Source organism: Micromonospora acroterricola, assembly GCF_003172955.1.
GTDB classification, from domain to species: Bacteria; Actinomycetota; Actinomycetes; order Mycobacteriales; family Micromonosporaceae; genus Micromonospora; species Micromonospora acroterricola.
In genome coordinates, this window is sequence record NZ_QGKR01000178.1 from 53,344 (window position 1) to 64,631 (window position 11,288).

At 72.1% G+C, this 11,288-nt stretch carries 15 protein-coding genes; 6 read left to right on the plus strand and 9 right to left on the minus strand.

All coding sequences use genetic code 11. From position 1 onward, the window contains the following. Nucleotides 1-163: 163 nt before the first annotated feature. From DKT68_RS12060 to DKT68_RS12070, 3 genes are all read right to left on the minus strand, one after another. On the minus strand, nt 164-1,342 hold the full coding sequence (locus tag DKT68_RS12060) for a hypothetical protein (protein WP_109817506.1): 1,179 nt from the start codon (nt 1,340-1,342) through the stop codon (nt 164-166). Next, nucleotides 1,339-1,869 carry a SigE family RNA polymerase sigma factor gene (locus DKT68_RS12065; RefSeq protein WP_109817507.1) on the minus strand — a complete coding sequence of 177 codons (531 nt, stop codon included), beginning with the start codon at nt 1,867-1,869 and terminating at the stop codon, nt 1,339-1,341. The genes DKT68_RS12060 and DKT68_RS12065 overlap by 4 nt, the downstream gene beginning before the upstream one ends. 93 nt (nt 1,870-1,962) lie before the next feature. Continuing rightward, on the minus strand, nt 1,963-2,310 hold the full coding sequence (locus DKT68_RS12070) for a hypothetical protein (RefSeq protein ID WP_109817508.1): 348 nt from the start codon (nt 2,308-2,310) through the stop codon (nt 1,963-1,965). Nucleotides 2,311-2,457: 147 nt separating this feature from the next. Between DKT68_RS12070 and DKT68_RS12075 the strand changes: the two genes are divergently transcribed. The 6 genes from DKT68_RS12075 (at nt 2,458) to DKT68_RS12100 (ending at nt 6,942) form a co-directional block, all read left to right on the plus strand. Next, complete coding sequence (locus DKT68_RS12075; RefSeq protein WP_109817509.1) at nt 2,458-3,261, plus strand: DUF5753 domain-containing protein; 804 nt, start codon at nt 2,458-2,460, stop codon at nt 3,259-3,261. Continuing rightward, the gene (locus DKT68_RS12080) at nt 3,252-3,437 is read left to right on the plus strand and encodes a DUF397 domain-containing protein (protein WP_109817510.1); all 186 of its coding nucleotides are present in this window, start codon (nt 3,252-3,254) and stop codon (nt 3,435-3,437) included. The genes DKT68_RS12075 and DKT68_RS12080 overlap by 10 nt, the downstream gene beginning before the upstream one ends. Nucleotides 3,438-3,560: 123 nt before the next feature. After that, on the plus strand, nt 3,561-5,330 hold the full coding sequence (locus DKT68_RS12085; protein WP_109817511.1) for a proline--tRNA ligase: 1,770 nt from the start codon (nt 3,561-3,563) through the stop codon (nt 5,328-5,330). Between the two features lie 57 nt (nt 5,331-5,387). Beyond that, entirely contained in the window at nt 5,388-5,813 is a 426-nt protein-coding gene (locus DKT68_RS12090) for a CBS domain-containing protein (protein WP_109817512.1), read from the plus strand. 41 nt (nt 5,814-5,854) lie between these two features. Continuing rightward, nucleotides 5,855-6,280, plus strand: a complete 426-nt coding sequence (locus DKT68_RS12095; RefSeq protein ID WP_109817513.1) for a SufE family protein — start codon at nt 5,855-5,857, stop codon at nt 6,278-6,280. Between the two features lie 20 nt (nt 6,281-6,300). Then, a complete protein-coding gene (locus tag DKT68_RS12100; RefSeq protein WP_109817514.1) occupies nt 6,301-6,942 on the plus strand; it encodes a DsbA family oxidoreductase in 642 nt (213 codons plus the stop codon). Between the two features lie 71 nt (nt 6,943-7,013). On the opposite strand, the gene DKT68_RS12105 is transcribed toward DKT68_RS12100, so the two are convergent. The 6 genes from DKT68_RS12105 to DKT68_RS12130 all read right to left on the minus strand — a co-directional run bounded on the left by DKT68_RS12105 (nt 7,014) and on the right by DKT68_RS12130 (nt 11,207). Beyond that, nucleotides 7,014-7,562, minus strand: coding sequence for a YbaK/EbsC family protein (locus tag DKT68_RS12105; protein WP_109817515.1), 549 nt, complete (start codon nt 7,560-7,562; stop codon nt 7,014-7,016). An 83-nt stretch (nt 7,563-7,645) separates the two neighbouring features. Next, nucleotides 7,646-7,840 carry a hypothetical protein gene (locus DKT68_RS12110; RefSeq protein WP_109817516.1) on the minus strand — a complete coding sequence of 65 codons (195 nt, stop codon included), beginning with the start codon at nt 7,838-7,840 and terminating at the stop codon, nt 7,646-7,648. 37 nt (nt 7,841-7,877) lie between these two features. Beyond that, nucleotides 7,878-8,660 (minus strand): SDR family oxidoreductase, encoded by a 783-nt coding sequence (locus DKT68_RS12115; RefSeq protein ID WP_109817517.1) that lies wholly within the window; start codon nt 8,658-8,660, stop codon nt 7,878-7,880. 134 nt (nt 8,661-8,794) lie between these two features. Beyond that, a complete protein-coding gene (locus tag DKT68_RS12120; RefSeq protein WP_109817518.1) occupies nt 8,795-9,448 on the minus strand; it encodes a GAP family protein in 654 nt (217 codons plus the stop codon). Between the two features lie 50 nt (nt 9,449-9,498). Next, on the minus strand, nt 9,499-10,887 hold the full coding sequence (locus tag DKT68_RS12125) for an MFS transporter (RefSeq protein ID WP_109817519.1): 1,389 nt from the start codon (nt 10,885-10,887) through the stop codon (nt 9,499-9,501). 59 nt (nt 10,888-10,946) lie between these two features. Beyond that, nucleotides 10,947-11,207, minus strand: coding sequence for a hypothetical protein (locus DKT68_RS12130; RefSeq protein ID WP_109817520.1), 261 nt, complete (start codon nt 11,205-11,207; stop codon nt 10,947-10,949). Nucleotides 11,208-11,288 lie beyond the last annotated feature (81 nt).

Here is an 11,288-nt window from a genome sequence, read left to right on the forward strand (position 1 = left end):
GCGAGTTGCCGCCGCAGCGCGCCACTACCGGACAGTCGGATCCGCTCGCACCGGCAACCTTTTCCGCAGTTCACCGACGGTGATCAGCGCCGTCCCGTCGACGGTGCGCGGACGCAGAAAGGGCGGGCCACCCGAGGGTGGCCCGCCCACCTCGCGCTGATCGTCAATCGACGACGGCCAGAATCTGCATGTCCTTCAGGCTCGCCGGCTCGGCGGTCTCGGAGATCTTCTTTCCGTCCTCGTCCACCAGCAGCACCGCGTACCCGCTGCCGGCCTGCACTCGCACGACCATGGAGCCGTCGGTCTGGAAGTAGACCTGCCGTAGGGTGCGCCCACCCAGTGGCAAGGTGACCTGCTTGCCAGTGCGGGTGTCCAGCACCACGTTGACCCGCAGATCGCGAGCGACGTCGCCGGCGTCCCCCCCACCCATGTTGCGACGCAGCAGTGCGACCCGGGAGCCGTTCGGGGCGAGACTGACGACGTCGTCGGTGCTCCAACCGTCCCGGGAAAAGCCAGGGACGACTCGTTTCTTCGTGCCGTCCGCACCGTAGAGCGTGACCCCGTAGTCGGTGGTCAGAGCGATGGTCCTACCGTCCGCCGACCAGACGGCGTTGCAAGCCGCAGGTTCGCTGGCCCACCAGCGCACCGTCATCTCTGCCGAGCGCAGGTCCAGCATGCCGAACCGACCGGGTCCGCCCGGTTCTGCCAACTCGCGGAACAGCAACTGCCGCCGGTCCGGCGACCAGGCCGCGCCGACGCAATACGGATCGACATTCGAGCGGATCTGTTGCTTGCCCGAGCCGTCGGCGTCGGCGACGACGAGGTTGTTGTTGCTGTCCACCCAAGCCACCCGGTGGCCGTCCGACGAGACGCTCATGTTGCCCTTGAACGCGATGTCGGGCAGCGCCAGCAGCTGTACCGTACTGCCGCCGGGACGCCAGGACCGCAGGATCGCGGTCTTCACCCGGGTCACATCGGCGGGGCCATAGAAGAGCTTGCCGAACTGCACGGACGGGGTGTTCGTGCCCGACCCGCCGCTGGGCGGGGCGCCGGAGGGATCGTCGGCGCTGGTGGAGGGCGTCGGGGTGGGCGACTGATTTGGCGTCGGGGTCGCGGTGACCGACGGGGTGTCAGCCGGCAGCGGAGGCGCGGTCTGGTCCGGTCGGATGGCGAAGGCGGTGCCGGTCGCCGCGGCGATCAGCACCAGCGCGGCGGCCGACGTGGCCACCGCCCGTTGGATGCCGAGCCGGCGGGACGTGCGCAGCGTACGGTCCCTCAGGTCGACCGCGGTGACCTCGTCGGCCAGGGCGGCCAGGTCGAGCCGGAGGCGCTGGTCGTTCATCGGGTGCTCCCTTCCAGGACGTACAGCTCGGCGAGTTCGGGTGCGACGGCGCGCAGCCTGGCCAGTGACTTGGCCGTCTGGCTCTTCACGGTGCCGACCGTGACGCCGAGCAGGTCCGCCGCCTCCGCCTCGGTGCGGTCCTCGAAGAACCGCAGCACCAGCACGGCACGTTGCTTCGGGGAGAGCTTCGCCAGCGCCGCCCGTAGGGTGAGCCGCAGACTGGTCTGGTGGGCGTGGTCCGGGGCCGAGTCGCCTCCGCGTGGCTCGGGCAGGTCGCCCGGCATCGACTCGGGAACCCGGCGCCGCCGCCACCAGGAGACCTGCAGGTGGTACATGGTCTTGCGGGTGTACGCCTCGGCGTTGCCGCTGTGGTGCAGTCGGTTCCATGACCGGTGTGTTCGCGCCAGGGCCGACTGGACGAGGTCCTCGGCCAGGTGCTGATCTCCGGTCAGCAGGTACGCCGAGCGCAGCAGCGCGGGGGTGCGGGTACGGACGAACGAGTCGAACTCACTCAGCAGAGGGTCCACACGGGCCGATCCTTCGGGTAGTGATGCGGGGTGATGTGCTGCCTCCCCAGACGCGAGCCGGGGCAGCGATGGTTGCCACCCCGATGCCGACGATCATCGGTCCGGCTCGACGATCGGTCGGCGGTACGGCCCCCACGCGACGAACCGCTCGAACAGCTCGCGCGGGGTCGGGCCGTCGTGCGGATTCAACCGGAACAGGTCGTGCGTCGCCTCGTGGTAGAGCCCGGAGAGGTAGATGGCCAGGTCGACGTGGTGATTGTCGTACTCGACCTTGAGCAGCAGCCGCGCCTCCGCGCAGGGCCAGGGCAGCCCGCAGGCCCGGCACAGCCACAGCGGACGGATCGGTAGGTGCGGCCGGTGGCCCGGCGGGTACGGCCGGGGCCGGTCGGCGTGCGGACCGAGCCGGGGTACGGGCAGTTCGTCGGACAGGCGCTTGCGCATCTCGACCTCCTTCTGGTGCTCCGTGACACTCTGCTGATGGAGGCACTACTGTCGGAAGGCATTGACGGCGGTCGGGGCGAGGCCGGGCTGGTCCCCGGCGCTCGTCCGGACCGGCCGGGGAAAACGCCGAAAGAGCGTGGAGGAAGTGTGGAAGGTGAACCAACCGCGGAGCTGATCCGGGCGCAGCTCCGGCGGCTTCGACTCAGGGCCGAGCTGAGTCAGGAGGAGTTCGGGAAGCTCGTCCACTTCTCGGGCTCGCAGGTGTCCGCCGTCGAGCTGGGTCAGCGCCCGCTCGACCGGTTCTTCCTCCGGCGGGCGGACGAGGTGCTGGGCACGGGCGGGCTGCTGATGTCGCTGCTCAAGCTGGCCGAGCGCGACGGGCAGCCGAGCTGGCTCCGACCGTGGCTGGAAGCCGAACGCCAGGCCCAGCAGATGCGGTGTTACCAGCCGACCATCGTTCCGGGATTGCTCCAGACGGAGAATTACGCCCGGGCAGTGATTCGGAGCGACAACACGATCAGCGGCGATGAGGTGGAGAAGCGTCTCGCGGTCCGGATGGATCGGCAAACTCTCCTCTGCCAGGCCGACCCGCCCGTGTACGTCGCCGTCGTCGAGGAAACCGTTCTGCGCCGTGCCGACGAGAGTTTCCAAGCGCTCATGGCGGAGCAGGTGACGCGTCTTGTCGAGTGTGCGGACCGCCCGCACATCAGCATCCACATCATCCCGTCCGACATCCCGATGCACGTCGGACTGGTGGGCCCGTTCGCTCTGGCGCGAGGTGGCGACGGTGGCTGGGTTGGCCATCTGGAGACTCAGCTCGGCGGCGAGGTGGTCGACAGGGACGAGGATGTGGCTATCCTGCTGGCCAGGTGGGAGAGCGTCCGCAGTCAAGCACTGTCCCAGCGGCAGTCGGTCGAGCTGATGAAGGAAGTGATGACGTCATGGAGCTGATCGGCGCTACCTGGCGCAAGTCCACCCGCAGCGGCACACAGGGCGACTGCGTCGAGGTGGCCGACAACCTCGTCGGCGTCGTCGGTGTGCGGGACAGCAAGGACCCGGCCGGTCCGGTGCTCACCTTCGACCCGCACTCCTGGCGAGCGTTCGTCATCTCTGCCAAGCGACGCTGACTCGCCGCACCGAAGCTGATCCATCCGGGTTCCCGGAATCCGGGGCATCCCTGCCACCCGGACACCCCGACATCACGTCCGAATTGGGTCGCTCATCCATCGCACGGGTCATAGGCTGCGCGAATGCTGCTACGCATGTCGACCCTGTTGCTGCGGACCCTGCGCGAGGACCCGGCCGACGCCGAGGTGCCGAGCCACCGGCTCCTGCTGCGCGCCGGCTACATCCGTCGCGCCGCACCGGGCGGCTACACCTGGCTGCCGCTGGGCAAGCTGGTGCTGGACCGGATCACCGAGGTGGTGCGTGGCGAGCTGATCGCGATCGGCGACCAGGAGGTGCACTTCCCGGCGCTGCTGCCGGCGGAGCCCTACCGGACCAGCGGCCGGTGGACGGAGTACGGCGACGACATCTTCACCCTCGCCGACCGGCGCGGCGCCGAGCACCTGTTGGCGCCCACCCACGAGGAGCTGGCGGCGCTGCTGGTGAAGGACCTGTTCAGCTCGTACCGGGACTTCCCCGTGACGCTGTTCCAGGTGCAGACGAAGTTCCGCGACGAGGCCCGGCCCCGGGCGGGGTTGCTGCGCGGCCGGGAGTTCCTGATGAAGGACGCGTACTCCTTCGACCTGGACGACGCGGGGCTGCGCGACGCGTACGGACGGCACCGGGCGGCGTACCGGCGGATCTTCGACCGGCTGGGTCTGGACTACGCGGTGGTGCACGCGATGTCCGGGGCGATGGGCGGCTCGGCGTCGGAGGAGTTCCTGGCCGCGACTCCGGTCGGCGAGGACACCTTCGTCGGCTGCACCGCCTGCAACTACGCGGCGAACACCGAGGCGGTCACCACCCGGGCTCCGGCCGCCGGCGACCCGGCCGCGGGGCCGGCCGCCGAGGTGCACGACACTCCCGAGACCCCGACGATCGCCGGCCTCGTGGAGCTGGCCAACACCCGCCGCCTGGGTGGCCGCGACGGCTGGACGGCCGCCGACACCCTGAAGAACGTCGTCCTGTCCGTGCGGCAGCCGGGCGCGGAGCAAGCGGAGCCGCTGGTGATCGGGGTTCCCGGTGACCGCGAGGTCGACCTGAAGCGGGTGGGCGCCGCGCTGCACCCCGCCCAGGTGGCCGTCTTCGAGGAGTGGGCCGACCATCCGGAGCTGGTGCGCGGGTACATCGGGCCGCAACTGCTCGACAAGCTGGGCATCCGCTACCTGGTCGATCCGCGGGTGGTGCCCGGCTCGGCCTGGTTGACCGGGGCGAACGAGCCGGGCCGGCACGCGACGGACGTGGTCTGCGGGCGGGACTTCACGCCCGACGGCACGATCGAGGCCGCCGAGGTACGCGCCGGCGACCCCTGCCCGGCCTGCGACCCCGGCGAGCTGACCATCCGGCGGGGCATCGAGATCGGGCACATCTTCCAGCTCGGCCGCCGGTTCACCGACGCGTTCGCGGTCGACGTGCTCGGCCCCGCGGGCAAGCCGGTCCGGCCGACCATGGGCTGCTACGGCATCGGGGTGTCCCGTGCGGTGGCGGCGATCGCCGAGCAGCACCACGACGACCGGGGGCTGGTCTGGCCGGCGGCGGTCGCGCCGTGTGACGTACACCTGGTCGTGGCGGGCAAGGGGCCGCAGCTCGACGCGGCGCTGGAGCTCGGCGGGCGGCTCGCCGCCGCCGGCCTGCGGGTGCTGGTCGACGACCGGACGCACGTCTCGGCCGGGGTGAAGTTCACCGACGCCGAGCTGATCGGCATCCCGCGCGCCGTCGTGGTCGGCCGCCGGCTCGCCGAGGGGTACGTCGAGCTGCGCGAGCGGGCCGGCGACGGGCGCGTCGAGCTGCCGCTGGAGGGTGTGGTGGAACGGTTGGTCGACGAGGTGCGCCGGGAACGTGGGAACGTGGTGTAGCCACCGCGTCACGGGGTACCGCAGTTCGATCGGGTGGAAACGCTTTCGGAGGCTCTCATGACCGGTTACCGGGTCAGTGACGTGATGACCAAGCAGGTGGTCTACCTGCCGGCGGAGACCACCCTGGACGAGGCGGCCAGGGTGATGAAGGAGGCGGACATCGGCGACGTGGTGGTCACCGACGGCGCCAGCCTCGCCGGCATGCTCACGGACCGGGACATCGTGGTGCGGGCGGTGGCCGAGAACAGCTCACCGGCGGCGACCACCATCGGCTCGATCGTCACCCGCGAGGTGGTCATGATCGAGCAGCACTGCACGGCGGGCGAGGCGGCGGCGTTGATGCGGGAGCGGGGCATCCGGCGGGTGCTGGTCTGCGACACCGACCGCAAGCTGGTCGGCATCGTCTCGCTCGGCGACCTGGCCATGCAGCTCGACCCGACCAGCGCCCTCAGCGAGATCAGCGAGCAGTCCCCGACCGTCTGAGGCGCGGGGAAGCCCCTCGTCGGCAGCGGTAGCCTCGACGCATGGCTGACATGCCGGCCCGACTGGCCGAGATCGTCGACGAGTTCGCCGCCGCTCCCCGGGACCTGGTGCTGGAGATGCTCCTGGAGTACGCGGACGTCATCCCACCGCTGCCCGACGACACCGGACGCGAGGGCATGGAGCAGGTGCCGGAGTGCCAGACGGCGTTCTTCCTGCGCGCCCGGGTCACGCCGGAGGGCGCCGTCGAGACGCTCTTCGACTGCCCACCGGAGGCGCCGACGACCCGCGCGTTCGCCGGGATCCTCGCCGAAGGGCTGGCCGGCGCGAGCGCCGAGGAGGTGCTGGCCGTGCCGGACGACCTCTACCAGCGGATGGGCCTGGCGCAGGCGATCAGCCCGCTGCGGGTCCGCGGCGGCACCGCGATCCTGGGCCGACTCAAGCGCCAGGTCCGGGAACAACTGGGCTGACCTGGAAGTTGGCATCGATCATGGAGATCGAGATCTACGCGGACGTCGTGTGCCCGTGGTGCTACATCGGCAAGCGGCGGCTGGAGACGGCCCTCGCCAGCTACGACGGCGACGTGACCGTCCGCTACCGGCCGTTCCAGCTCGATCCGTCGCCGGTGGCCGAGCCCCGACCCCTCGTGGAGGCGATGGCCGCCAAGTTCGGCGGTGCGGAGCGGGCCCGGCAGATGTTCGCCCACGTGACCGAGGTCGCGGCGGGTGACGGCCTCCGGCTCGACTTCGACCGGGCGGTGATCTCCAACACGTTCGACGCGCACCGGCTGGTCTCGTACGCCACCGACCACGGTCGGGCGGCCGAGATGGTGGAGGCGCTCTACCAGGCGCACTTCACCCAGGGCGTCGACGTCGGCTCCCGGGAGGCCCTGGCCACGCTGGCCGGGGGCATCGGCCTGGACGCCGCCGACGTGCGCCGGTTCCTCGACTCCGACGAGCGCACCGCCGACGTCGCCGCCGAGCTGGCCGCCGCCCGGGAGCTGGGGGTCACCAGCGTGCCGACGTTCGTGCTGGCCGGAAAGTACGCGGTCACCGGCGCCCAGGAGGCGCAGACGCTGCTCGCCGCACTGGCCGAGGTTGAGCAACGCGAATCCGGGGCGCACACGCACTGAGTCGGGCCGCAGCCGTCCGGCATCGACCGACGTGATGTTTCACGTGCAACGACATCGATGTCGGTGCCCGGTCAGGCTGGCTTGGCCAGTCCCTCCACCACCTGCGCGCCGGGCAGCGCGCCCAGCGCCGGCCCGGGCAGCGCGAGCTTGCTGTGCCGTACGCCCGATCCGATGATCACGTGCGGGGTGGCGATCACCCGCGCGTCCACCAGGATCGGCCACTGCGCCGGCAGCCCGATGGGGGTGATGCCGCCGTACTCCATGCCGGTCAGCTCGACCGCGTCGGCCATCGGGGCGAAGCTCGCCTTGCGGACGTCCAGCGCCCGGCGGGCCACCCCGTTCACGTCGGCACGGGTGGTTGCCAGGACGATGCAGGCCGCGTAGCGGACCACACCCTCGCGCTTGCCGGCCACCACGACGCAGTTGGCCGACACCTCCAGCCCCACCTCGTACGCCGCGCAGAACGCGGCCGTGTCGGCCAGCTCGGCGTCGATCGGCGCGACCAGCACGTCCTCGACGTCCACCGGCGCGTCGGCGGGCCACTCCGCGATCGCCGCCGCCACGGGCGGGGCGAGCAGGTCGAGGCGGGCGCGGGCCGGTTCGGTCTTCAGCGTTCCCATCACGGGTGGCATCCTCGCACCCGCCGCATCGAACCGCCCGGCGACTCCGGAGCCGCCACGCGGCGCCGCCCGTCCGGGGCTGCTCAACTGCCCGAGAGGAAGGCGTTCTCGCGCAGGAAGGTGCGGTCGCGGGAGGCGGCCAACTCCTCGGCGCGCTGAGCCTTCGCTCGATACAGCTCCAGGTCCTCCAACGCGTGCCGGACACCCAGCCGGATCACGCCGTAGAGGAAGACGAAGCCGAAGACGTAAAGGATCACGGTGGTGACGACAGCGAACATGGCGTCACCGTAAGACGAACGTGAACCGGTGTACGTCTCATCTCCGCCCGGTTCCCCCGTACGTGTCAGCGAGGTGGTCGGCCCAGGTGCGTACGCCCCGGGGCAGCGCCTCGGTGACCAGGCCACCGGCGCGCAGCTCCCGCCCGAGGCGGCCGGGGATCCGCACCGGCAGCAGCGGCCGGCGCGAGCCCCGCGCCTCCCGCCAGGCGCGGACCGCCTCGTCGAAGCGAAGCACCTGCGGCCCGCCGTACTCCTCGATGCCGCCGAGCGGGCCGGCGACCAGCCGGGCGGCCAGCCGGGCCGCCACCTCGGCCGGGTCGACCGGCTGGGCGAGCACCGCCCGGTCGCCGATCACCGGCCCCAGCCGCGCGCCGGCGGTCAGCAGGTCGTCCAGGAGCTGCGGGAACTGGGTGGCCCGCAGCACCGACCACGGCACCGGCCCGGCCGCGACCACCTGCTCGGCGGCGAGCTTGTGCCGGTAGTACGGGATCGGCACCCGGTCCACGCCGACGATCGACACGTAGACCAGGTGCTGGACGCCGGCCGCACCGGCGGCCACCACCAGCCGGCGGGTGCCCAACACGTCCACCTGATAAGCCCGCCGGCCCTGGGGTGCGGACGCCAGGTGCAGCACCGCGTCCATCCCGGTCACCGCCTCGGTCAGCCCCTCACCGGTGGCCAGGTCGGTCACCACCCACTCCACGTCACCGCCGGTACGCGACTGTCGGCTGGTGGCCCGGACGCTGACCCCGTCGGCGCCCAGGCGGGCCAGCACCGGATGGCCCAGGCGACCGCTCGCCCCGGTGACCAGAACCCTCATCCCGTCCTCCTGTCCCGCCGCGACACCGCGGCATCCGCGAGCCCACCGGTCCATCCCGACGCGGGTTCACGCCGCCCGTGGGCCACTGCTGTTGACGGCACCCGGGAGCGACCCGTGACCGGGTGTGCGCCGGCTCACCCCGAGCGAATCAGGTCCAACACGGTCAGCAGCGCGAAGAACGCGATCAGCACCTCGCTGACCACCCAGGCGTGCCCCTGGGCCCACTCCCGCATCCGGGCCAGCACCCGCGCGGCCCGCCGCCCGAGCAGCAGCAACGCGAGCAGCGGCAGGGCGAGCAGCGTCACCGTGAGCAGCACGAACGGCAGCAGGTGCCACCACGGCAGGTCGTGCCGGGCCACGCTCGCCCCGACCGCCGCCATGGTCAGGTCATCGGTGGGCGTCACGACGAAGAGCAGCGCGCCCAGTCGCGACGCCCAGGCCGGATCGGCGTGCCCGATGCTCCCCAGCCACTTCGGCTGCCCGGCCCGGTGCCGGCGCAACCAGACGACCACGGCCAGGACGACCAGCAGGACGAGCACCACCAGATCGATGGCGGGCCCGCGTTCGATCCGGCCGACGGCGGCGGTGGCGTCGGCGGCCAGGCCGCCCACCAACCGGACGAGCAGCCACGCCACCGTCACCCCGGCGGCGACCACCAGCCCGGCACCGGCGAGGAAGCCCAGCGACGCCGCCCGGGGACGATCCGACGAGGCGAGGAAGACCGCCACGACCAACTGGGTCCCGGCCACCATCACCACGGCCAGCGGCAGGACGGTCAGGAAGTTCATCGCCGCCATCCTCCCGGCCGGTTGGTGCGCGAGGCCGTCGAATCCGCGGATCAGCCGCCCGGTCGCGCGCTCCCGCCCACTACCACCCGGCCGGCCAGCACCGCTCCGAGCAGCCCCAGACCGGCGGCCACCACCAGCGTCACGGTGTAGTCGGCCGGGCCGGGCGCGCTTCCGGCCGCCAGCACCGCCCCGGTGAGCGCCAGCACGGTCGCCGCGAAGAGCGAGTCGCCCAGTTGCAGCGACGAGCTGTTGCGGCCCTGCTCGCCGGGAGCGGACAGCTCCAGGGTGAGCACCGACAACGACGGGTAGAGCAGCCCCATGCCGACGCCGGCCACCGCCCAGCCCAGCACGGCGACGGCCACCGGCAGCTCGGGCCGGACGGCCAGCGCCACCGTGACGGTGCCGATCGTGATGCAGCTCAGCCCGACCCGGGGCAGGGTGGCCCGCGACGCCGGCACGGGGATCCGGCCCTGCACCCACGAGCCCACCGACCAGGCCAGGGCGCCCACCGTGAGGACCAGGCCGGCGGCGGTCGGCGACAGGCCCCGCTCCCGGGACAGCATCAACGGAATGACCACCTCGGCGCCGACGAACGCCGCCGAGGCGAGCCCCCGGAGCCCGACCACGGTGGGCAGCCCCCGGGCCGCCCGGAGGAACCCGGGAGGCAGCAGGCGCGGGGCGCAGACCAGCAGGCCGACCACCGCGAACGCGACCAACGCCAGGGCGGTGGCACCGCGCTGCTGCCCCCCGATGTGCAGCAGTGCGGCGCTCACCGCCGCCCCGCAGGCCCAACCGATCCGGGCCACCGCGCCCGCCGCCGGCCGGGTCGGCACGCTCCGCTCAAGCGAGCGCAGCCCGGGGTGGATCAGCAACACGGCCGGCACCGCCACCGCCGGCACCGCCAGGAAGACCCACCGCCAGCCCAGGTACTCGACGATCAGGCCGGCCAACGCCGGCCCGACCAGCGACGGAACGACCCACGCCGCCGCGAACGCCGCGAAGATCCGCCGATGCAACTCCTCCGGGTACGCGTGCCCGACGATCACGTAGAGCGCCACCGAGAGCAGCCCGGAGCCGAACCCCTGCACCACCCGGCCGACGACCAGCGCACCCATCACGGGCGCGGTACCGGCGATCACCAACCCGACGACGAACCAGGCGACGCCATGCCACATCGGCCCCTTCGGTCCTCGGGCGTCACACCAGATCCCGGAGACCACCATGGCCAGCACGCCCGCGGCGAACGGGCCGCCGAACGCGATGCCGTACAGCGCCAGCCCGTCCAGGCTGCGGGCGACGGTCGGCATCGCCGTACCGACCGCCAGTGCCTCGAACGCCAGCAGCGAGATCAGCGCGACGCTGCCGACCGTCATCGCCCGCAGCCGGGGCGCGAACAGTCCCGGTGGGGCCGGTACGGCGGTGACGGAAGGACTCAGCATGCACCGAGCCTGCGACCTCAACCGGGATTCATGTCAATCGGGGGGTGACCCGGCTCTCGTCAGGCGCTCTCCAACGCGCTCCCGACCCCCCGGGCCAGTCCCGAAAGATGCTGGTCGGCCAGAAGGTGGCCGGCGGTGATCACCAGGGCCATCGGCCACTCGATGACCTGGAGCGCCGCGAGCACTCCGAGCCCCGCGTAGTAGGCGAGTTTGTCCGGCGGCGGGACCGCGACCTCACCCAGCATCGGCACCTCCACCCGCCGGCTGTACATGTGAACGGTCTCGCGCGCTCCGTTGAGGTGTCGCGTCAGCGTGCTCATTCCGGCCTCCCCGTGTCCGGTGATGGTCGCCGGATTCCACCGCCCACCCCGTCCATGCGCCGTCGACGGCGGAAAGTTCCC